Below are 20,307 nucleotides of genomic sequence, written 5' to 3' on the forward strand. Positions count from 1 at the left end.
CACGATTGGTGAAGAGTGATGGCAGCCACAGGAGAGCCGTATCGGCGGCGGACAAGCGAGGTTGAGAATGCGGCGTTTGAAGGGCGAGGACAACAGCTTTCTGGCATGGGAGAGCTCGGTCCAACCGCAACACACGATGAAGGCCGTCGTTCTGGATCCCGACCAGGTTTCTGAACCGCTCACGTTCGACCGGATCAAGAGCGCCGTGCAGGGCTGGGTCGATCAGGTCGAACCGATGCAGTGGCAGTTGCTGTCCCCACGGGTGGGCTTCGGCCGGCCGTGGTGGGTGTCGCGTCCGGAGATCGATATCGAACACCACGTCCAGCGGACCACGGCTCCCGCGCCCGGTGGTGACGAGGAGCTCGCCGCGACCATCGGCGAGATCTTCGAGGTGGCCCTGGACCGCGACCGGCCGGCCTGGCAGCTCTGGTACGTCGAAGGCCTCAAGGACGGCCGCATCGCCCTGGTACTCAAGATCCACCATGCCGTCGCCGACGGCACCGCCTCGCTACGTCTGCTCGAAACGCTGTACAGCGCCGACCCGGCGACCCCGCTACCGCAGCCGGGGCGGACCGCACTGCGCAACGAGCAGCGGCCCGCACCATGGGTCTGGTGGCCGCTGGTGCTGCGTCACCAGATCGCCGCGCTGGCCCGTTTCCCCAGCATCATCGCCCGCACCGTGGCCGTCACCGGGGTGATCCGCCGCCGGCAGAAGGCCGGAAAGCCGGGCTACGCAGAGGCTTTCGCCGCACCGGCGATGCCGTTCAACGAACCGTTCTCGGCCAGCCGTCGATTCGCCTACCGACGGTGCGACGTCACCGAGATCAAGCGGGTGTCCAAGGCATTCGGCGTCACCATCAACGATGTGTTCCTGACCATCTGCGGTGGCGCCCTGCGCGACTACCTGGCCGAGACCGGACAGGCCAGTGACGAGAGCATGACCGCCGTGGTGCCCGTGTCGATGCGGCCGGCCGAAACCGAGGCCGAATGGGGCAACAAGGTGGCGCGTTGGAACGTCGACCTCGCCACCCACATCGCCGACCCGGTGGAGCGCCTGGCGGCGGTCGCATCGGCCACCCGGGCAGCGCGCGAGGTGCAGGCCGAGCGGGACGCCTGGCTGCAGCATGACTGGATGGAGTATTGGCCGCTGTTCTGGCTGTACTCGCGTGTGCTGCCGATCCTCGGGGCCAAGATGAAGCGCCGTCCGATGTTCAGCCTGATCGCATCCAACATGCGCGGTCCGCAGGAAACGTTGTACTGGGGCGGTGCGCCGATCGAGCAGCTGATCTCGTCGGGGCCGATCGTGTTCCCGATGGGCCTGAACTTCACCGGCTGGAGCTACCGCGACGAGATGGCGATCTGCGTGCTCACCTGTGGCGATCAGGTGTCGGATCCGTACGGGATCGCCGACCGGGTGCCGCAGGTTCTGGCCGAGTTGGCGGCGCGCGCCGGTTCAGTCGACGGCGGGCATCGAGCGCCGGATCGTCAGGCGGTATCCGGCTAGGACGTCGAACCACAGCCGGGTCACCGGGTCCGTCACATCGAGTGCGTGGCGGTTGCCGCTGCTCAACAGTTCGTCGGCGGCATTGCGCGCGCGGGTGACGGCCTGGCGCAGCGCCGAGGCCGCGCTGTCGGCATCGGCACTCAGTGCTGTGGACAGTTGCAGCCGAGCGGCGTCGATGTCGGATTCCGCCGTCGCCACCAGTACCGCCGAGGCCGTCAGTTCGGTGGTGTCCTCGCTGCCGTACGAGGTGCCCAGCCGCCGGCGGACCTGACCGACGTGCGCCTGCCACACCCCGGAGGCGGCGCCGACGACGGCTGCCGCCTGCCCGGCTGCGGCAAGAAGGGGGTAGGGAGGTCGATCATCGTCGAATTCGCCTCTGTCCCAGGCCGTGTCGTCAGACAGGGCGAACAGAGAGTTGCTGTCGAGGACCACGTCCGACACTGTGACATCGCCGATTCCGGCCGCGTCCAGACCACGCGGGCCGCCGTCGCCGTCCACCTGGACCGCGCTGCGGGGGACAAGGGCGTACCGGACCGTCTCGCCGTCGAGGGCGCCCAGCAGCAGCCAGTCCGCGACGTGGGCGCCGGTCACCGATTCCCAGCGACCGGTGAGCCGAAACTGGCCGTCGCCGGCGGCCAACCGTCCCACCGGATCCGCATCAGCGGTCACCAATGCACGGGCGTCGGCGCCCCACACCCGTTCGGCGGCAGGGTCGCCCAGCCCGGCCACCGCGTAGGCGGCGGCGTTGACGGCCGCCGCGAGCCATCCCGTCGACCCGTCGCGCTCGGCGAGGTCGGCCACCGCGGTGAGGAACTCGGCCGGCGGCACTGCCCGCCCGCCGTATCGCACCGGCTGCAACAACCGGCCGGATCCCGAATCACGCACGACGGCAATCGATTCAGCGGCCGAGCGGCTGGGCTCGACGTCGGGCGCACCGGGCGGCTCGGCCATATGACCTCCTGGGAAGGGCGACGAATGGTATTCACGATGGTGACACACCGGACGGGCAGGACAGGGCGGCAACGATGACGCAGAATGTGCGCGGCGCAGTACGCCAGGCACTGCCGGCGATCGCCGCGGCCGCGGCCGATGTCGACCGTACCGGTGCCGTCGATCCCTCGGTGATCACCGGCCTGCACGATGCCGGCTTCTTTGCGATGCTGCGGCCCAAGGCGTTCGGCGGGACCGAGGCCGACCCGGCGGAGTACCTGGCGGTCACCCGTGAGCTGTCAGCGGCGTGTACCTCCACGGGATGGCTGGCCGGTGGGTTGGGCGTCAACACCTGGCATCTCTCGTTGTTCGATCACCGGGCCCAGCGCGACGTGTGGGGCCCGGATCCACGGACCCTGCTCTGTGAGTCGTATGCGCCTACCGGTCGGCTCGAACGCGTCGGGGACGAATTCCGGTTGTCGGGCCGGTGGAGCCGGTGCACCGGAATCCTGCACGCGTCGTGGCTGATGGCCGCCGCGGTGCTGGTCGGTGAGGACGGTGCGGCCCAGGACTTCCTGGTGGCGCTGGTGCCGCGTCAGGACTACGTCGTGGAATCGACGTGGAACAGCGTGGGATTGCGCGGTATCGGTGCCCACGACGTCGTCGTCTCGGGTGCGGTCGTGCCGCGGTACCGCACGTTCGGCTGGGTCAGCAGCGACCAGCTCAGCTCGCTGGCTCCGCTGTACCGGTTGCCGCAGCCCACCATGTACACCCACACGGGTACGGTTCCACTGCTGGGCGCGGCCGAGAACGTGTTGTCCGCACTGCGGCCCGGGCGGGGTTCGCCGGTTGATCCGGTGGCCATGGCGTGCAGCGATCTCGACCTGTCGAACCGGCAGATCGAACGCAACCTCGGCGATCTCATGGACTGCGCGCGCGGCGATCTGGCGCCCGGCAACGACCTGGTGCTGCGATCGCGGCGGGACCAGGTACTGGCCTCCCGGCGCGCTGTCGCGGCGATCCGAACGTTCATGGCGCACTCGCATGGTGATGCTATCGGGGACTCGCTAGTGGAACGGGTGTGGCGCGATGTCCAGACCGCGCAGACCCACGTTGCCAGCAACGTGGAGCAGGTGCTCTCGCTCGTCGGCCGACACTCGTTCGGCATGGAGGTCGACGAGATCGTCTGGTAGCCGGCCGGTCAGACCCAGGCGTCGGAGGTGAGTGTCCGCAGCACGCGCGACAGCATGTTGTCGGTGGCCTGCGCCTGGGAGCTGGCCATCGAGGTGGAATCGCGCGCACCTGTTTGCTGGGAGCCGAGTTGCTGGGAGATGTGCCGGGCCGCCCTGATCACGAACGGGGCCGTGCGCTGCAGGCGATGCAACGGAACCGCGCCCGTCAACGACAGTCCTGCCACTTCGCCGTCGGCCGAGCGCAGTGGCGCCGCCACGCTGGTCAGACCGATCGCCAGCTCCTCGTTGTCGTAGGCGAGCCCGTGGCGCGACCGGATCCGCGCGAGTTCGCGGTGCAGCGTCTCCAGATCGCTGATGGTGGACCGGGTGGACCGGGCCAGGCGCGGCCCCAGGACGGCATCGACCTCCTCGGCGGGAAGCTCGGCCAGCATGGTCTTGCCCAAGGCGCTGGCGTGCGCGGGCGTGTGGCCCGCGACGCGGGTGGGCACCACCGCGCTGTTGCGTCCGGCCACCTTGTCGAGGTAGATGACATCACCGCCGAAGAGCACGCCGAGGTGGACCACGAGACCGGTGTCGGCATGGAGTCGGGACAGGGTCGGTGACGCCACGCTGCGTAGCTGTGAGTGGTCGATCATCCGGGTCACCGGCAGCGGGGAGGCCGCCAGCGAATAGCCGTCCGGGCGATGTTGCAGGAGGCCGGCGCTGTGCAGCTGTTTGAGGATGCGATGTACCGAGGACCGGGGCAGCCCCGTGCGCGTGGCGATCTGATCCAGCCGTAGATGTTTGCCGGGTTCATCGAAGGAGTTGAGGATCAGGGCGACGCGATCCACCATCGAAACGGCCGCCTCACCGGATTCGGCGCGTGGCCGAGCCGTCGCGTTTCTGGTGGATGCCGGCACTGCGCCCCCTAGGACGTCGATCACTGAGTCCCCCACAATCTCACTCAGCGAGATCCCGGCGCAAGCGTAAAGGTGCGGTACCTCACCATGGTGGGCAACATGCGATACGCGCGACAAGGAGTTTTCGATGCGTGGTGTTGAAATGACCAGGGACGTTCTGGACGGCATCCACGAGAATGCCGATCTGATACTGGCACTCGGGCCCGTCAACGAGAAGCTCGGCCGGCTCGACGGTCGGGCCGTCGAGGCGCTGCGTGAGTCGGGCGTGATGCACATGCTGCAGCCCGAGGAGTTCGGCGGCATCGAAACGCACCCAGGTGACTTCGCCGAGGCGGTGCTCGAGATCGCCCGGCTGGACGGGGCGGCGGGCTGGGTTGCCGGTTCGGTCGGCGTGCCGCCGTGGGCGTTGGCCTCGGCCGGCCGGCGGCTGCGCGACGAGGTGTGGGAGGCCGACTCCGATGTCTGGATCGCCTCGGCTCATACACCGGCCGGCGTGCTCCTGCCCGTCGACGGGGGCTACCGGCTCTCGGGGGAGTGGCGATCGGTCGCGGCCATCGACCATTGCGAGTGGGTTGTCGTCGGCGCCCGGGTCGTCGGCACCGGCGACGCCGAGGGCCTGGGGTATTCGCTTGTGCCGCGGGAAGATCTGCGGATCGACGACGAATCCTGGAATGCCATCGGACTGATCGGCACCGGAAGTAAGAACATCACGATCGACGACGTGTTCATCCCCGGACATCGGCTGCTGAACCACAACCGCATCGTCGACGGCACCGCGCCGGGACATGCCGGCCTGCGCAACCCGATCTACCACATCCCGCTCAGCACCATCGCGCCGCTGGGAATCACGGCCGCGGTGATCGGCATGGCCGAGGGCGCACTGAGTCACCATGTCGAGGTGACCGGTGCCGACGGACCGGTCGAAGAACATGCGGCCGCCGAGATCCGGGCGTCGCGGCTGGTGCTGCTCGACACGCTCACCGCGTCCTTCAACCGGGTGCTGGACGGCTCGATCGACACCGGGATGCGAGCCCGCGCACGCCGCGATCAGATCGCCGCGGCTCGCCGGGCAGTGCGGGCGCTCGATGAGATCGTCTGTCACTCGAACGTCGACGCCCTGCGCCGCGGCAACCCGGTGCAGCGGTTGTGGCGGGATGCCCACGTAGGCCTGGCAACCGTGGTCACCGAGTCAAAGATGGTGTCGCTCTGACCTGGCGGCACGGCGAAAAATGGTGGGCGGCACCAAGATCGGTGCCGCCCACCATTTTCGTCGCTCGGGATCAGGCGTGGGTGCCGCCGTCGATGCGGATCTCGGTGCCGCTGATGAACGCGCCGTCGTCGGACACCAGCATGGCGATCACCCCGGCGACCGCGGACGGATCGCCCATGCCGGCACCACCAGAGGCCAGAGTGGTCGGCATGATCGGCGACAGTTTCGCGAACAGCGACCAGTCGCTGTCAGCCGGAACGAGTCCCGGTGTGGCATCGGTGATTCCGGACTTGATGCTGCCCGGTGCCACACTGACTGCCCGCAGGCCCTGCTTGCCGTACTCCAGCGCGAGCGCATGGGTCATCGCCTGGATGCCGCCCTTGCTGGCCGCGTAGGCCGCCATATAGGGGTGGGCGAATGCTGCCGAGGTGGAACTGAAGTTCACGATGACGCTCTGCGGGTTCTCCAGCAGCGCAGGCAGCGCCTCGCGGATCACCAGGAACGTCCCGGTGAGGTTGACACCGATGATCTGATTCCAGGCCGCCAGCGTCATCTCGTGGGTGTGCACCGCGCGCAGCATCCCGGCGGCGTTGACGACCGAGTCGAGTCCGCCCAGCGCCTCGACCGCGGTGCGCACGCCGTCGACCACCGACGCCTCGTCACCGATGTCCATCGTCAGCACCGTGAACTGGTCAGCGGTGCCGGCCTGCTGTGCGCTCTGCCGGGTGGCGTCCAGGCCGTCGGCGGAGATGTCCGCGCCCACCACCGCGGCACCCTCGTCGAGCAGCCGCAGCGCGGTGGCCTGCCCGATTCCCGATCCCGCGCCGGTCACCAGGATCCGGCGTCCCTCAAGTCGTTTCATGATCGTCACTGTTCCATCACGTATTTCACGGTCGGTCCGGCCGTCCAGCCGCCGTCGACGGCGATCTCTGCACCGGTGACGTAGCTGGAGGCGCTGGACAACAGATAGCAGACGGCACCGGAGATCTCATCGGCCTCGCCCACGCGGCCCATCGGCGTGTTGGGGTAGTTGCCCTCGCCCGGGGTGATGCCAACCTGGGCGGTCATCGGCGTATATGTCATGCCGGGATGCACCGAGTTCACCCGGATCCGGTCGGTGCCGAGTTCCACCGCGGCGATCTTGCTCAGGCCGCGCGCGCCCCATTTCGAGGCGCCGTAGCCGGCCGTCAGCGCCAGGCCCATCAGGCCTGCGGCCGAGGAGATGTTGACGATGGAGCCGCCACCGGCGGCGCGCATCGGGGCGATGACGGCCTGCAGGCCGTTGAACACTCCGACCAGGTTCACCTCGAGCACGGTGCGGAAATGGTCGAGCGGTTCATGCTCGATGAACTGGCCGGTCGAGATGCCGGCATTGTTGACCAGGCCGTTCAGTTTGCCGAACTCAGACAGGGCGAGCTCCACCGCGGACTGCCACTGCCCGGCATCGGTCACGTCGAGGTGGATGTAGCGCGCGTTGCCGCCCAGATCTGCGGCCAGCGCGGCGCCGTCGTCGTCGAGTACGTCGGAAATCACCACCTTGCCCCCGCGCGTGACGATCTGTCGGGCGAAGGACGCTCCGAGGCCGCGCGCACCACCGGTGACGATCGCTACGACATCTGACAAGCTATCCGAATCTGCTTGCATCCCAACAACTTCCTTTCAGGTTGAAACCGAGCTGGATCCAGCGTTGATGCAGCCACACCGCGGCCGCAGGGTGAACGCCACGATAACCGCGGTGGTGGTCGTCCGGGCGTGAGTCTCACCCAGCGGGAGTCGTACCGGTGAGTGAGACACCTGCTGTCCAGCGCACCCGGTCGTTCGTAACGTGACGCAGGCGAACAGTGAAGCGAAAGGCAACGATTGTGACAGTGCAGTCAGCTCCGTCGGATACCGCTGTAACACCTGCTGCAGTGGATGTCGTCGTGGTCGGAGCCGGTTTCGCCGGGCTGTACGCGCTGCATCGCTTTCGGCAGCAAGGCCTTTCGGTCCGCGTGTTCGAGGCCGCCGACGGCGTGGGCGGAGTCTGGTACTGGAACCGCTATCCGGGCGCCCGGTGCGACGTCGAAAGCGTCGACTACTCCTACTCGTTCGACAAGGATCTCGAACAGGAGTGGAACTGGACCGAGAAGTACGCCACCCAACCGGAGATCCTGGCCTACCTCAACCATGTGGCCGACCGGTTCGACCTGCGGCGCGACATCTCGTTCGGGACCAGGGTGACCGACATGGTGCTCGACGAGAAGGCGTTGCGCTGGCAGGTCCGCACCGACCGCGGCGACGTGGTTTCCGCGCGCTTCTGCATCCTGGCGGTCGGACCGCTGTCCAACGCGAACATTCCCGCGATCGAGGGTCTCGAATCGTTCGCGGGCGAGGTCTATCACACCGCACACTGGCCGCACGAAGGCGTTGATTTCACCGGCAAGCGGGTCGGTGTGATCGGTACCGGATCCTCCGGTATCCAGGCGATTCCGTACCTCGCCCGGCAAGCCGAGCAGCTCATCGTCTTTCAGCGCACCCCGAACTACAGCGTGCCGGCCGGCAACATTCCGCTCGACGATGAGACGCGGGCCGCGCAGAAGGCCGGATACGCCGAACGTCGCAGGCTCTCGATGCTCAGCGGCGGCGGTTCACCGCACCAGCCCCATCCCAAGTCCGCCCTGGACGTCTCTGCCGAGGAACTGCAGCAGACTTACGAGCGGCGCTGGGAGCTGGGCGGAGTGTTGTTCTCCAAGGCCTTCCCGGACCAGTTGGTCACCATCGAGGCCAACGACACCGCACGACTGTTCTGGGAGCAGAAGGTCCGCGCCGTGATCGACGACCCGGCGGTGGCCGACGTGTTGATTCCGAAGGATCATCCGATCGGTGCGAAGCGAATCTGCACCGACGACAACTACTTCCAGACCTTCAACCGGGACAATGTCTCGTTGGTGAATCTGCGGGCGACGCCGATCGAGCGGATCGACCCGTCGGGTATCGATACCACCGATGCGCATTACCACGTGGATGCGTTGGTGCTGGCCACCGGATTCGACGCGATGACCGGATCGGTCCAGAAACTGAATGTGGTCGGCCGGGGCGGGCGCACCCTCAACGAGGCGTGGGCCGAGGGGCCCGCGACCTACCTGGGCCTGGGTGTGCCGGGCTTCCCGAACGTCTTCAACATCGCTGGTCCGGGCGCGCCCTCGGTGCTGGCCAACATGGTGCTGCATTCGGAGCTGCACCTGAACTGGGTGGCCGATGCGATCGCCTACCTCGACGCCCACGGAGCTCCGGCGATCGAGGCCCGTGAAGACGCCGCCGCCGAGTGGGTGGCCGAATGCACCCGACGTGCCGCAGGAACCCTCATGCCGCAGGCGAATTCGTGGTACCTCGGGGCGAACATTCCCGGCAAACCGCGGGTGTTCATGCCATTCGTCGGCGGTTTCGGCGTGTACGGCGAGATCATCGCCGATGTCGCTGCCGCCGGGTACAAGGGCTTTGACATCCACCAGGATCTGACCGGATAGGGGCCGCTGCGGAGGCTCAGGAGTCCAGCACGGCGCGGATATCCGCGCACACCTGCTGTGCGGCCTGGCCGGCCAACGTCAGTGACGGCATGGTCATGAACCCGTGGATGGCGCCGGCATAGTTGCGGTACACAACCGGAACCCCGTGGGCGGCAAGCACTGCCGCGTAGTCTTCGCCTTCGGAGTGCAACGGGTCGAAGCCCGCGGTGACGATCACCGCAGGCGGCAGTCCCCGCAGGTCCGCGTGCAGTGGCGCGGCCTGTGGATGGGCTCGGTCCCCGGTGTCGGGAACGTACTGATCCCAGTACCACGCCATGGCGGCCCGGGTGTTGTAGAAACCGGTGGCGAATCTCCGGTACGACTCGGTGTCGAAGTCCGCTGCGATGACCGGATACAGCAGTGCCTGACAAGCGATCTCCGGCCCGCCGCGCTCACGGGCAAGAATTGTGGTCACGGCGGCGAGATTGCCGCCGGCACTGTCGCCCGCGACGACGAGCTTCGCCGCGTCACCGCCGAGTTCGGTGCCTCGGCGCGCGACCCAGCACAGCGCGGCGTACACGTCCTCGGCCGCTGCCGGCCACCGCGCCTCGGGCGCCAAGCGGTAGTCGACAGACACCACCACCGCACCGATGCCATTGGCCAGTGATCGGCACAGATCGTCGTGGGTGTCGAGGTCGCAGAACACGAACCCGCCGCCGTGCGCGAACACCACCATCGGTGCCGGGACGCCGGATGGCACTGCCGGCCAATAGATCCGGACGGGAATGTCGCCGGCGGGTCCCGGAAACGTCCGCTCCTCGATCGCCCCGATCGGGCGGGGCTGCGGCGGCGGTCGGTACCGGGATCGCACGGCGGCCCTGGCCTCGGTTCCGCCCATCGTCTCGACAGCCGGGAAACCGGCATTCAGCGCGGGCAGTAGCGCTGCGATCTCCGGATCGACCTTCATATCCGCCTCCTGCGCTTCACAACATCACATCGGCCCTGTCTCCGACTGCGGTGTACCGCGCAGTGAGACATGGGGAATCCGGTTCCCGCTGTACCGCTGAGCGGGACTGCCGCGCCCGGACGCGCGGTGAGTGCGCACGATCACATGGCCCGGCGCAGTGAGGCGGTCGACACCCGGAAATCGGTTGCCTCTCGTCGAAACCCTCAGTCGGGGAGTCGTATTCGTCCGGGCAGATCCGAGCTGTCACCACGACGTGCTCGACCACCTGATAGATGGAGGGGAAATGGTCCGACCAAGCAGGTTCGACAACGGCGCCGCACCCGCTGTGCGTCGTCGTTCGAGAACGACGTGGAGAGGCCTGGGCATCATGCTGATAGCCTTCGGCTTTTTTGTGATGTCCGTGCTGCCCGCATGGGCTGCCGAGAACATGCGGGTCACCTTCGTGCGTCACGGTCAGTCCGCAGGCAACACGTCGGGCAACATCGACACCTCGACGCCGGGGCCTTCGCTCACCCCGCTGGGCCGTGAGCAGGCTCAGGCGGTGGCCGACAAGCTGGGGGACAACAACTACGACGCGATCTACGCGTCGCAGATGATCCGCACCCAGCAGACCGCGGAACCGATGTCGGCATATCTGGGCCTGCCGATCCAGGTGCTGCCCGGCCTGCAGGAGATCGAGGCCGGCGACTACGAGGGCACACCCGAGAGCGGTGCGCTGGACGGTTACCTCAAGGCGCCGATCGCGTGGGCGTTCGCCGGTCAGCTCGGCGCCCGAATCCCGGGTTCGATCGACGGCAACGAGTTCGACGCGCGCGTCGACGGCGCGTTGAAGACCATGTACGACAAGGGTGACCGCAACGTCGTCGTGTTCTCGCACGGCGGCACCATCATGTTCTGGACCATGATGAACGCCAAGAACCTCACCTTGGCGGAGAAGGGCATGCTGCTGAGCCAGCATGCGCTGGGCAACACCGACTACGTCGTCATCGAGGGAAACCCCGAGGACGGCTGGACCGTCGTGGACTGGAACGGCCAGCGGTTCAGTCCCGAGGCGACACTGGGGCATGAGGTCGGGCTGCAGATGCGGACGCTGACCCGCCAGCTCGATGCCGCCATGAAACAGGTGACGGACGCCTTCGCCACCGGCGACGTGATCAAGGTGGCGACGGCGATCAACCGCAGTATGGCCGATGCCTCGTTCTCGGTGGCCAAGTTCAACCGGGCGATCAATGCCGAGGTCATCAAGCGGGTCGACAAGGCCATCGGCAAGGTGAGCGTCCCGGATCCGGAGCCGGTATCCGAGCTCACCGACAAGGTGTCCGATCCGGTCAAGGGTGCTGTCCCGACCAGCGGTTCGGCCACGGACATGCTGAAGTCGCTCAACGCTGAGGTGTCCGACCCGAAGGAAGCGCAGGCATCGGCCGGGTCCGATCACAGCAGTGTGGCCGAGAAGGTGACGGCCTCGCTGCGAGGTAAGGGTGCAACGGATCTGTCGCGCGGCAACCTCGTCAGGCCCGGGAAGGCCTTCGCGGATACCAGGCGGGCCGGCGAGCAGGCTCGCGCCGGCGTTTCCGATATCGCCGGTCAGCTGAGGTCGACGGTGAAGTCCTCGGTCACCGGCATCAAGGACGTTGCGAAGAAGGTGTCCGAGAGTGCCGGCGCGGCAAGCACTTCGCGTGGCGGCGCCGCGTCCGGAAAGGCTTCCGCCGATTCGGACGGCAAGTAAGAAAGATTCGGACGGCAAGTAAGAAACCGGCCCCCTCCGTCGAACGGAGGGGGCCGGTCTCGTTGTCTGTCGGCTTCCCGACCCGGAACCTAGTCCAGGTAGTCGCGCAGCACCTGCGAGCGGCTGGGGTGGCGCAGCTTGCTCATGGTCTTGGACTCGATCTGGCGGATGCGCTCACGCGTGACGCCGTAGACCTGGCCGATCTCGTCGAGCGTGCGAGGCTGACCGTCGGTGAGGCCGAACCGCAGCCGGACCACGCCCGCCTCGCGCTCGGACAGCGTCTCCAGCACCGACTGGAGCTGATCCTGCAGCAACGTGAACGACACGGCGTCGACGGCCACGACGGCCTCGGAGTCCTCGATGAAGTCACCGAGCTGGCTGTCACCCTCGTCGCCGATGGTCTGGTCCAGCGAGATGGGTTCACGCGCGTACTGCTGGATCTCCAGCACCTTCTCCGGCGTGATGTCCATTTCCTTGGCCAGCTCTTCGGGCGTGGGCTCGCGACCCAGGTCCTGCAGCAGCTCGCGCTGGATACGGCCGAGCTTGTTGATCACCTCGACCATGTGCACCGGGATACGGATGGTGCGGGCCTGGTCGGCCATGGCGCGGGTGATGGCCTGACGGATCCACCAGGTGGCGTACGTCGAGAACTTGTAACCCTTGGTGTAGTCGAACTTCTCGACCGCGCGGATCAGACCGAGGTTGCCTTCCTGGATCAGGTCCAGGAACGCCATGCCGCGGCCCGTGTAGCGCTTGGCCAGCGACACCACCAGACGCAGGTTGGCTTCCAGCAGATGGTTTTTCGCGCGATCGCCGTCGCGGCAGATCCACTGGTAGTCGCGTCGCACCTGAGTGGTGAGCTTCTCGCCCTTCTCGACGAACTCAGCCATCTTCTGGGTGGCGAACAGCCCGGCCTCGATGCGCTTGGCGAGTTCGACCTCTTCCTCGGCGTTGAGCAGCGCGACCTTGCCGATCTGCTTGAGGTAGGCGCGGACGGAGTCGGCCGAGGCCGTCAGCTCGGCGTCTTTGCGTGCCTGCCGCAGTGCCTCGGACTCTTCCTCGTCCCAGACGAAGTCGCCGGAGGCCTTGTCCTTCTCGGACGGCTCGGGATGCTCCTCGTCGGACTTGGCCGCCTTGCCCGCGGCCGGTGCGGCTGCCTTGGCGTCCTTGCCTTCCTCGGCCTCGTCCTCGTCGTCCTCGTCGTCGCCCGACTCCTCGACGTCGTCGTCACTGCCGAGATCGTCGTCGAGCTCGAGGTCGGTGTCCTCGACGTCGAGATCCTCGCCTGGACCTGCCTCCAGGTCGTCGGTGGTCTCCAGATCGTCGTTGACGTCCTCGGGCTTGCTCGCCGTGGCCTTGGCGGCCTTCTTGGCGGGCGCCTTCTTGGCGGGAGCGCGCTTGGTGGCGGTGCCGCCCTCGGCCTTGGCTGCAGTGCTCTTGGCTGCCCGCTTGGCCGGGGCCTTCTTGGCGGGAGTCTTGGTAGCGGTGCGCTTCACCGGCTCGTCGGTCGCCGGGCTTGCTTTTGTCGCTGCCACGTACACCCTTTCGGTCTCGCGAAATTCTCGGTGGGTATGGGCATAGTCCACCGAAAGCGTCTGCTATCGAATGTTGGCGTTCTTATCGGCTGGGATATTCACCGCTATTCGGTAGGCGGCCGCCGAGGACCATTGTAACGACAGTGTGGGAGTTCACCGTGCCGAGCGGCAAATTTCGACACGTGACCGACCCAACCCGGCAAAGTTACCGATTGGTAGCTTGCGGGTCGGTGGCCCCCGGTACCTGACTGGCCATGGCCGCCCCCACGATGCCTGCGGTGTTGAGCAGCGCCGCAGGCACGATCGGGGTGCGGATCTTCAGCAGGGGGAGCCACTTGTCCGACTTGCGGCTGATGCCGCCGCCGGCGATGAACAGGTCCGGCCAGATCGCGTTCTCGATCGTCACCAGAACCTTGTTCACCTCTTCGCTCCAGCGCGCGTAACTCCAATCCTTGCGCTCCTTGACCGACGAGGCGGCGCGGTGCTCGGCTTCCTTGCCGTCGACCTGCAGGTGGCCAAACTCGGTGTTGGGCAACAACACCCCGTTGTGGATCACCGCCGAGCCGATGCCGGTGCCGAAGGTCAACAGCACCACGACACCGGAGTTGTCCTTGCCCGCCCCGTAGTGTTCCTCGGCCAGGCCCGCGGCGTCGGCGTCGTTGAGTACGCGCACCGGCAGTCCGCCGAGAGCGGTGCTGATCACCTCGGAGGCGTTGACGCCGATCCAACCCTTGTCGACATTGGCCGCGGTGCGCACGATGCCTTCGGTGACCACCCCTGGGTAGGTGACGCCCACCTTGCCGGTCCAGCCGAACTCGGCCACCACCGCAGCCACTGTCTTCGCCACCGATTCCGGGGTGGACGGCTGCGGCGTGTCGAGCTTGAACCGCTCGCCGACGAGTTGTCCGGTGTCGAGGTCGACGATGCCGCCCTTGATCCCGCTGCCGCCGACGTCGACGCCGAATCCGCGGCGTTGAGGCGCTTCGGAGGAAACCGGATCTGGCGCGGGCGCGTCGGGTGCGGTCATGGGTGCTCCTTTGAGGGACAGGCGGTGAGGATGCTGTCGGACAGGGGTAGGGACAAACCAAGCGCGCCCCCACCTTAGTTGCTCGCCAACGCCCGCGCGTGCGGTCCGGCATCCCCCCGGAAGCGACTTTTCCGTCGGAAGGTGTTGCGATAGAGCCGTGACCGACAACAGTTTCGATGCTCCCGCCCTGAGGGCGGTGGCCGAGCAACTTGCCACCGAAGCCGCAGAGTTCGTCGCGCGCCGGCGCGCCGAGGTGTTCGGTGCCGCCGCGGACTCCGACGGGGCGCCGGCCCCGGGAGCCGTGAGAGCCAAGAGCACCCCGACCGACCCCGTCACGATCGTCGACACCGAAACCGAACGGTGGCTGCGTGAGCGGTTGGCGGTGTTGCGGCCGTCAGAGGCGATCCTGGGGGAGGAGGAGGGCGGCCAGCAGGAAGGGCGTGACGGCCTGAGTTGGGTGCTCGACCCGATCGACGGCACCGTGAACTTCGTCTACGGCATCCCGGCTTACGCGGTGTCGGTGGCCGCGCAGTACGACGGCCGGTCGGTGGCCGGGGCCGTGGCGAATGTGCCCGCCGGCGAGGTGTACTCGGCCGCACTCGGGCACGGCGCCGAGGTGGTGCGGGCAGGGGTGCGGACCCCGTTGCGGTGCAGTGCCGTCGACGAGTTGTCGATGGCGCTGGTGGGTACCGGGTTCTCCTACGATCCCGACCGGCGCGCGAGGCAGGGCGGTGTGCTGGCACACATCCTGCCCGCGGTGCGCGACGTGCGTCGCATCGGTTCGTGCGCGCTCGACCTGTGCATGGTTGCCGCCGGCCGGTTGGACGCCTATTACGAAGAGGACGTCCAGGTCTGGGACTGGGCGGCGGCGGCGCTGATCGCGGCCGAAGCGGGGGCGACGGTGTGGTTGCCGACCGCACCCGGCGCCGAGTATGCGGCGGCGTCGGCGCCGGGCATCGCCGACGGTCTGCGCGACGCGCTAGCAGGCGGCGGTATGGATCTTTGACAGGAGTGCGGAATCCGACGGAGCGGTGGCGTCGGGTCGCAGGCTGGCCAGCACGGCCCGGATGTCGTCGTTGCTGGCGAGTTCACTGAACTCCGTGCCGAGTGCCAGATCGACTGTGGCGTCCGGCCTTTCGTCCTGGAAGAGCTCGGTGCACGGGGCCACCAGCCAGACCGCTGCGGCAGCGGCGCGGCCGGACGGGCCGAACCGGATCTGGCCCTGGCATTCCAGCCGGGTGTTGGCGTAGATCGGGTCGTTGGCCGCCTCGGGTTGGGCGAATCCCAGATCGCGCAGTGCGCCGGCCACCTCGCCGGCCTGCCCGCCCTGGCCGCTGGCGTTGAGTACGCGGATCCTGGTCTCGGCCAGCGGGGCCGGAGTGACGTCGGTCATCGCCGAAAAGGCCACCTGTTCGCCCAGCTTCGGGGCCGCCGGATCAGCGGCCGGCGGCGGGTTGTTGCAGACCGCGGCAACGTGCACATCGGTCGGTTGGTTGAGCGCGATGATCCACACGATCATCGTCACGACCGCAAGTGCAACGAACAGCACGATGCCGGGAACGAAACTGCGCCGACGGAACGGTCGACCGTGTCGGTCGAAGGCGGTGCCGTCGGTGATTTGCGCGACCACACATGCACTCTAAGGGCAACGGTGTTCGCTGACGCACCAGAGCTCAGACGGTACTGTGATGTAAATCACAGTGAAACGTGTGGCAATACGGGCACGAATCATTTGGGGAATGCGTTCGACGCTGGTACAAAGCTCTGCTGCAAGGTAAGGGAGGGGACACAGACGATGGCTACCGACTACGACGCTCCGCGGCGTTCCGAAGCAGACGAGGTTTCTGAGGATTCGCTCGAGGAGCTCAAGGCGCGGCGCAACGAGGCGCAGTCCGCCGTGGTGGATGTCGATGAATCAGAATCGGCCGAGTCGTTCGAGCTGCCGGGCGCAGACCTGTCCGGCGAGGAACTGTCGGTACGGGTGGTCCCGAAGCAGGCCGACGAGTTCACCTGCTCCAGCTGCTTCCTGGTGCATCACCGGAGCCGGCTGGCAAGCGAGAAGAACGGCGTGATGATCTGCACGGACTGCGCCGCCTGACCGGCGGCTCAGCCGCTGGCGCTGAATTCGCGGCTCAGCCGCGGAGCGCCGCCAGGACCCGATCCGGGTGCCTCGAACTGATCAACCAGTACGGGGTGGGGTCATCCGGATCGTCGAGCACCACCAGGACCATCGGGCCTACCCAGGCCCGGTGCACCACGTAGGCGGCGGGATCGAGCTGACGGCCCAGCGCCGCCGACTTCGCCGACCGCGGGACCTCCGCGGCGCGCGAGATGACGCTCGTCGGCAGGTGCGCGTCACCGATCCACAACTCGGTGTCGCCCCCGCTGTCGCGCACGACCTTCAACTCGGTCTTGCTGAACCACATCAGCACAGCCGCCGCCACGCCGAACAGGAGCACGTACGGCAACCACGCCGGGATCGCCGGCGCGGCCAGCCCGATCTCGAATGCGATCACTCCTGCCAGCACCGCAGCGGGCAGCGACCACCACCAGGGCACCCACAAACGTTCGCGGTAGTGAACGCTTTGGGCGGTTGCGCGCGTGTCTGACACGCGGCTCAGAGTAATCTGTGACGTCGTGTCCACCTCTCTGGCGGTCGTCCGATTGGACCGCGAACTACCGATGCCCAGCCGGGCGCACGATGGTGACGCGGGCGTAGACCTCTACAGCGCGCGCGATGTCGAGCTGGCCCCCGGGCAACGGGAGCTCGTGCCCACCGGCGTGGCCGTGGCCATTCCGCACGGAATGGTGGGCCTGATCCACCCGCGTTCGGGTTTGGCTGCACGCGTGGGTCTTTCGATCGTCAACAGCCCGGGCACCGTAGATGCCGGCTACCGCGGCGAGATCAAGGTCTCGCTGATCAACCTCGATCCGCACACGCCGATCGTGATCAACCGCGGTGACCGGATTGCCCAGCTGTTGGTTCAGCGGGTAGAACTGCCCGAGTTGGTCGAGGTGACCTCGTTCGACGAGGCGGGCCTGGCTGACACCTCCCGTGGCGATGGCGGCCACGGTTCCTCCGGCGGACATGCGAGTTTGTGATGGCATTCGGAAAACGCAAGAACAACGATTCGGCAGACGGCACAGCTGATGAGCAGGTTGTCGAACAACCGGCTGCGGCAGAAGCGGCTGACGAGGACCAGAGCGACGACTGGGCCGATGATCAGGGCCCGTTCGAAGTCGAGGACTTCGACGACCCCGCCGTCGCGGTGCAGGGGCGGCTCGATCTCGGCTCGGTCTTGATCCCCATGCCCGACGGCGGTCAGGTGCAGGTTGAGCTCAACGAGGCCGGGGCGCCCAGCGCGGTATGGGTGGTGACGCCCAACGGGCGGTTCACCATCGCCGCCTACGCCGCGCCCAAGAGCGCAGGCCTCTGGCGTGAGGTGGCCGGTGAGCTCGCCGAGTCGCTGCGCAAGGACGCCAGCTCCGTGGCCATCCAGGACGGCCCGTGGGGCCGCGAGGTGGTCGGCGCGGGTAATGGCGGTGTGGTGCGGTTCATCGGTGTCGACGGCTACCGCTGGATGGTGCGCTGTGTGGTCAACGGCGCCCCGGAAACCATCGACGCACTGGCCGACGAGGCCCGGGCATCATTGGCTGACACCGTGATTCGTCGCGGGGACACCCCCCTGCCGGTACGCACACCGCTGCAGGTGGAGCTGCCCGAGCCGATGGCCGCCCAACTTCAGGCCGCGGCGCAGCAGGCCGCGATGCAGCAGGCCGCCCAGCAGCTCGCAGCTGCGTCACAGTCCCCGCCGCAGGACCAGCCGCCGGCCGAGCCGGTGGCCCGGCGCAGCGTGCAGGGCTCGGCGATGCAGCAGCTGCGCACCATCACCGGCGGCTGAGGCCCCGCCTCAGCTCGCGACAGTGTCGCTGGCGGCCTCCTGCAGCGCCGCCACACATGCGGCCCCCAGCACGCCGGTGTCGAGCCCCATCTGTTCGAGCGTGACCGAGCGCAACGCCGCCTGCGGTGCGGCAGTCACCCATTCGTAGCCGACCTCGGCCGGGTGCACCGGATCGTCGGTGGCGACCGCGACGCCCATCGGTATCCGAAGTTGTTCGAGTTCGGCACTGCCGGGTGCGCGGTAACCGGCCGCTTCCTCCATCGCGTCGGGCAGGGTGGGCCACTGACCCACCCAGGACCGGGCCAGCTCGTCGGCGAGCCACGGCGGGCTGGACGCCCGCATCTGGGCCACCGTGGCCGCCAGCCCGTCCCGGCGCAGCAGATCCGCCGACTGCCGGGCCAACAGCGCCGCGGGGGCGTGCTGGGAGGTCCCCGTCCACGGCGGCAGGGCGGCCAGCACCGCCACGGCCCGGCCGGGATGGTCCAACGCCCACCGCACCGCCACGACGGCGCCGATGGACACTCCGCCGACCGCGATGGGGCCGGACCGGGCGGCGTCGTCCAGCGCCTGCAGGTAGCCCTCGACGAGCCGGTCCGGAGTCGGTGGCGGGGTCACCACCAGCGCGCCGGCATCATGCAGCGCATCGGAAAATGCCCGGTAGACGTAGTTGTCGTCGGACCCGGTGCCGGGCAGGAGAACGGTGGGAACACCGCGCAGAATGACGCTCATCACACGATCGTGCCTGCCCGGTCAAATCGTCGGCGTGCCGACCCACACCCCACGTGGCATTCGGTGCACAAGAGGTCTACGGTGGCGTTGGTTGGGCGGATTCACAGTGGATCCGCAGAAGGTCAGGAGAGGCCATGGCTACGGCCGAAGGGTATCTGCGCCGGCTTACGCGACGCCTGACGGAAGACCCCGAACAGCTTGATGTCGAAGAGCTCAGCGATGAGGCCGCCAACACCGGCGCGCTGAAAGCGATCGACGCTCAGCGCGGCCAGGAAGTGACGATGGTCGGCACCCTGCGCAGCGTGGAATGTAACGGCAAGGGGTGTTCCGGCGGCATCAAGGCCGAATTGTTCGACGGTACCGACACGGTGTTGTTGGTGTGGCTGGGACAGCGCCGTATTCCGGGCATCGAATCGGGGTGCACTCTGAGGGTGCACGGCCGCGTCGGCAAGCTGGAGAACGGCGCGAAGGCGATTTACAACCCCCGCTACGAAATTCAGAAGTGAGCCAACCCGAAGAGGACACAGGCAACGCACCTGAACCCCCCGAGAGTGACCCGGCGCTGACTCCTGCCCATGGCGGCGGACGTGCGGTGCTGGACCAGATGGGCGGCGTCAGCGGCCTGATCTATTCGTCGCTGCCGGTGGTGGTGTTCGTCCCGGTGTCCACGGCGTTCGGCCTGATGCCGGCGATCGCAGCCGCGCTCGGCGTGGCGACACTGATCCTCATCTGGCGGTTGATCCGCCGCGAATCCGTTCAGCCCGCGGTGTCGGGATTCTTCGCCGTGGGCGTCAGTGCCCTGATCGCCTACGTGGTGGGGGAGTCGAAAGGCTATTTCCTGCTTGGCATTTGGAGCTCTCTGGTGTACGCGGTGCTGTTCGGGGTGTCGGTGATCGTCCGGCGCCCGGTGGTCGGCTACATCTGGGGTTGGGTGAACACCCACGACCGGGCCTGGCGCGAGGTCGGTAAGGCGGTGCTGGCATTCGACATCGCCACCCTCACCTGGGTTGCGGTGTTCGGGTCGCGGTTTCTGGTGCAGCAGTATCTGTACGACTCCGACCAGACCGGCTGGTTGGGTTTCGCACGTATCGCGATGGGCTGGCCGCTGACCGCCGTGGCCGCGCTGGTGACGTATCTGGCCATCAGGGCCGCCCAGCGCGCTGTGCACGCGCAGGATACGACGCAGAGCGCCGACTGAGG

Annotated in this window: 21 protein-coding genes; 11 read left to right on the top strand and 10 right to left on the bottom strand. The window is 67.6% G+C overall.

What is annotated here, in order from left to right; translation table 11 throughout:
• Positions 1–67: 67 nt before the first annotated feature.
• Positions 68–1,504 (top strand): wax ester/triacylglycerol synthase family O-acyltransferase, encoded by a 1,437-nt coding sequence (locus tag AC4LGL_RS11835; protein ID WP_491838851.1) that lies wholly within the window; start codon positions 68–70, stop codon positions 1,502–1,504.
• Here AC4LGL_RS11835 and AC4LGL_RS11840 read toward each other — a convergent pair.
• Positions 1,454–2,455, bottom strand: a complete 1,002-nt coding sequence (locus AC4LGL_RS11840) for an acyl-CoA dehydrogenase family protein (RefSeq protein ID WP_491838852.1) — start codon at positions 2,453–2,455, stop codon at positions 1,454–1,456. The two genes, AC4LGL_RS11835 and AC4LGL_RS11840, sit on opposite strands and share 51 nt — an antisense overlap.
• 74 nt (positions 2,456–2,529) lie before the next feature.
• Here AC4LGL_RS11840 and AC4LGL_RS11845 point away from each other — a divergent pair, with 74 nt between their 5' ends.
• Positions 2,530–3,627, top strand: coding sequence for an acyl-CoA dehydrogenase family protein (locus AC4LGL_RS11845; protein ID WP_491838853.1), 1,098 nt, complete (start codon positions 2,530–2,532; stop codon positions 3,625–3,627).
• Between the two features lie 8 nt (positions 3,628–3,635).
• Here the strand turns inward: AC4LGL_RS11845 and AC4LGL_RS11850 are convergent, their stop codons facing one another.
• Positions 3,636–4,526 (bottom strand): IclR family transcriptional regulator, encoded by an 891-nt coding sequence (locus AC4LGL_RS11850; RefSeq protein ID WP_491838854.1) that lies wholly within the window; start codon positions 4,524–4,526, stop codon positions 3,636–3,638.
• 142 nt (positions 4,527–4,668) lie between these two features.
• Here AC4LGL_RS11850 and AC4LGL_RS11855 point away from each other — a divergent pair, with 142 nt between their 5' ends.
• Complete coding sequence (locus AC4LGL_RS11855; protein ID WP_491838855.1) at positions 4,669–5,736, top strand: acyl-CoA dehydrogenase family protein; 1,068 nt, start codon at positions 4,669–4,671, stop codon at positions 5,734–5,736.
• Positions 5,737–5,806: 70 nt separating this feature from the next.
• Here AC4LGL_RS11855 and AC4LGL_RS11860 read toward each other — a convergent pair whose 3' ends face one another.
• Both AC4LGL_RS11860 and AC4LGL_RS11865 read right to left on the bottom strand, forming a co-directional pair.
• Complete coding sequence (locus AC4LGL_RS11860) at positions 5,807–6,598, bottom strand: SDR family NAD(P)-dependent oxidoreductase (RefSeq protein ID WP_491838856.1); 792 nt, start codon at positions 6,596–6,598, stop codon at positions 5,807–5,809.
• A gap of 5 nt (positions 6,599–6,603) precedes the next feature.
• Complete coding sequence (locus tag AC4LGL_RS11865; RefSeq protein ID WP_491838857.1) at positions 6,604–7,380, bottom strand: SDR family oxidoreductase; 777 nt, start codon at positions 7,378–7,380, stop codon at positions 6,604–6,606.
• Between the two features lie 224 nt (positions 7,381–7,604).
• Between AC4LGL_RS11865 and AC4LGL_RS11870 the strand changes: the two genes are divergently transcribed.
• Positions 7,605–9,242: a flavin-containing monooxygenase gene (locus AC4LGL_RS11870; RefSeq protein ID WP_491838858.1), complete on the top strand. Its 1,638-nt coding sequence runs from the start codon at positions 7,605–7,607 to the stop codon at positions 9,240–9,242.
• Between the two features lie 16 nt (positions 9,243–9,258).
• Here AC4LGL_RS11870 and lipP1 read toward each other — a convergent pair whose 3' ends face one another.
• Positions 9,259–10,188 (bottom strand): LipP1 family hormone-sensitive lipase, encoded by a 930-nt coding sequence (gene lipP1, locus AC4LGL_RS11875; RefSeq protein ID WP_491838859.1) that lies wholly within the window; start codon positions 10,186–10,188, stop codon positions 9,259–9,261.
• A 283-nt stretch (positions 10,189–10,471) separates the two neighbouring features.
• On the opposite strand from lipP1, the gene AC4LGL_RS11880 reads away from it, so the two are divergent.
• Positions 10,472–11,914 carry a histidine phosphatase family protein gene (locus tag AC4LGL_RS11880; RefSeq protein WP_491838860.1) on the top strand — a complete coding sequence of 481 codons (1,443 nt, stop codon included), beginning with the start codon at positions 10,472–10,474 and terminating at the stop codon, positions 11,912–11,914.
• 89 nt (positions 11,915–12,003) lie between these two features.
• Here the strand turns inward: AC4LGL_RS11880 and AC4LGL_RS11885 are convergent, their stop codons facing one another.
• Together AC4LGL_RS11885 and ppgK are read right to left on the bottom strand one after the other, a co-directional pair.
• The gene (locus AC4LGL_RS11885) at positions 12,004–13,449 is read right to left on the bottom strand and encodes an RNA polymerase sigma factor (RefSeq protein WP_491838861.1); all 1,446 of its coding nucleotides are present in this window, start codon (positions 13,447–13,449) and stop codon (positions 12,004–12,006) included.
• A 205-nt stretch (positions 13,450–13,654) separates the two neighbouring features.
• Positions 13,655–14,476 (bottom strand): polyphosphate--glucose phosphotransferase, encoded by an 822-nt coding sequence (ppgK, locus tag AC4LGL_RS11890; protein WP_491838862.1) that lies wholly within the window; start codon positions 14,474–14,476, stop codon positions 13,655–13,657.
• 157 nt (positions 14,477–14,633) lie between these two features.
• Here ppgK and AC4LGL_RS11895 point away from each other — a divergent pair, with 157 nt between their 5' ends.
• Positions 14,634–15,482, top strand: coding sequence for an inositol monophosphatase family protein (locus tag AC4LGL_RS11895; protein ID WP_491838863.1), 849 nt, complete (start codon positions 14,634–14,636; stop codon positions 15,480–15,482).
• Here the strand turns inward: AC4LGL_RS11895 and cei are convergent.
• Complete coding sequence (gene cei, locus AC4LGL_RS11900; RefSeq protein WP_491838864.1) at positions 15,456–16,106, bottom strand: envelope integrity protein Cei; 651 nt, start codon at positions 16,104–16,106, stop codon at positions 15,456–15,458. The two genes, AC4LGL_RS11895 and cei, sit on opposite strands and share 27 nt — an antisense overlap.
• 165 nt (positions 16,107–16,271) lie before the next feature.
• On the opposite strand from cei, the gene AC4LGL_RS11905 reads away from it, so the two are divergent.
• The gene (locus AC4LGL_RS11905) at positions 16,272–16,574 is read left to right on the top strand and encodes a DUF4193 domain-containing protein (protein ID WP_019344626.1); all 303 of its coding nucleotides are present in this window, start codon (positions 16,272–16,274) and stop codon (positions 16,572–16,574) included.
• Positions 16,575–16,608: 34 nt separating this feature from the next.
• On the opposite strand, the gene AC4LGL_RS11910 is transcribed toward AC4LGL_RS11905, so the two are convergent.
• Positions 16,609–17,088: a DUF3093 domain-containing protein gene (locus tag AC4LGL_RS11910; RefSeq protein WP_064884471.1), complete on the bottom strand. Its 480-nt coding sequence runs from the start codon at positions 17,086–17,088 to the stop codon at positions 16,609–16,611.
• A 25-nt stretch (positions 17,089–17,113) separates the two neighbouring features.
• Here AC4LGL_RS11910 and dut point away from each other — a divergent pair, with 25 nt between their 5' ends.
• Both dut and AC4LGL_RS11920 read left to right on the top strand, forming a co-directional pair.
• The gene (gene dut, locus AC4LGL_RS11915; protein WP_491838865.1) at positions 17,114–17,578 is read left to right on the top strand and encodes a dUTP diphosphatase; all 465 of its coding nucleotides are present in this window, start codon (positions 17,114–17,116) and stop codon (positions 17,576–17,578) included.
• A complete protein-coding gene (locus AC4LGL_RS11920; RefSeq protein ID WP_491838866.1) occupies positions 17,578–18,378 on the top strand; it encodes a DUF3710 domain-containing protein in 801 nt (266 codons plus the stop codon). Before dut ends, AC4LGL_RS11920 begins: the two co-directional genes overlap by 1 nt.
• Before the next feature lie 9 nt (positions 18,379–18,387).
• Here AC4LGL_RS11920 and AC4LGL_RS11925 read toward each other — a convergent pair whose 3' ends face one another.
• Positions 18,388–19,107 carry an alpha/beta fold hydrolase gene (locus tag AC4LGL_RS11925; protein ID WP_491838867.1) on the bottom strand — a complete coding sequence of 240 codons (720 nt, stop codon included), beginning with the start codon at positions 19,105–19,107 and terminating at the stop codon, positions 18,388–18,390.
• Positions 19,108–19,241: 134 nt separating this feature from the next.
• On the opposite strand from AC4LGL_RS11925, the gene AC4LGL_RS11930 reads away from it, so the two are divergent.
• Positions 19,242–19,613, top strand: a complete 372-nt coding sequence (locus tag AC4LGL_RS11930) for an OB-fold nucleic acid binding domain-containing protein (protein WP_036444904.1) — start codon at positions 19,242–19,244, stop codon at positions 19,611–19,613.
• Positions 19,610–20,305: a DUF3159 domain-containing protein gene (locus AC4LGL_RS11935; protein ID WP_491838868.1), complete on the top strand. Its 696-nt coding sequence runs from the start codon at positions 19,610–19,612 to the stop codon at positions 20,303–20,305. The genes AC4LGL_RS11930 and AC4LGL_RS11935 overlap by 4 nt, the downstream gene beginning before the upstream one ends.
• Positions 20,306–20,307 lie beyond the last annotated feature (2 nt).

The sequence above is a fragment of the Mycolicibacterium arcueilense genome, assembly GCF_058536225.1.

Excerpts from the sequence above, each read along its gene's own strand:
- AC4LGL_RS11905 (WP_019344626.1), top strand. The coding sequence starts at position 16,272 with ATGGCTACCGACTACGACGCTCCGCGGCGTTCCGAAGCAGACGAGGTT.
- AC4LGL_RS11840 (WP_491838852.1), bottom strand. The coding sequence starts at position 2,455 with ATGGCCGAGCCGCCCGGTGCGCCCGACGTCGAGCCCAGCCGCTCGGCC.
- ppgK (WP_491838862.1), bottom strand. The coding sequence starts at position 14,476 with ATGACCGCACCCGACGCGCCCGCGCCAGATCCGGTTTCCTCCGAAGCG.
- AC4LGL_RS11835 (WP_491838851.1), top strand. The coding sequence starts at position 68 with ATGCGGCGTTTGAAGGGCGAGGACAACAGCTTTCTGGCATGGGAGAGC.
- AC4LGL_RS11930 (WP_036444904.1), top strand. The coding sequence starts at position 19,242 with ATGGCTACGGCCGAAGGGTATCTGCGCCGGCTTACGCGACGCCTGACG.
- lipP1 (WP_491838859.1), bottom strand. The coding sequence starts at position 10,188 with ATGAAGGTCGATCCGGAGATCGCAGCGCTACTGCCCGCGCTGAATGCC.
- AC4LGL_RS11880 (WP_491838860.1), top strand. The coding sequence starts at position 10,472 with ATGGTCCGACCAAGCAGGTTCGACAACGGCGCCGCACCCGCTGTGCGT.
- AC4LGL_RS11865 (WP_491838857.1), bottom strand. The coding sequence starts at position 7,380 with ATGCAAGCAGATTCGGATAGCTTGTCAGATGTCGTAGCGATCGTCACC.
- AC4LGL_RS11925 (WP_491838867.1), bottom strand. The coding sequence starts at position 19,107 with ATGAGCGTCATTCTGCGCGGTGTTCCCACCGTTCTCCTGCCCGGCACC.
- AC4LGL_RS11855 (WP_491838855.1), top strand. The coding sequence starts at position 4,669 with ATGACCAGGGACGTTCTGGACGGCATCCACGAGAATGCCGATCTGATA.
- AC4LGL_RS11920 (WP_491838866.1), top strand. The coding sequence starts at position 17,578 with ATGGCATTCGGAAAACGCAAGAACAACGATTCGGCAGACGGCACAGCT.
- AC4LGL_RS11860 (WP_491838856.1), bottom strand. The coding sequence starts at position 6,598 with ATGAAACGACTTGAGGGACGCCGGATCCTGGTGACCGGCGCGGGATCG.
- AC4LGL_RS11845 (WP_491838853.1), top strand. The coding sequence starts at position 2,530 with ATGACGCAGAATGTGCGCGGCGCAGTACGCCAGGCACTGCCGGCGATC.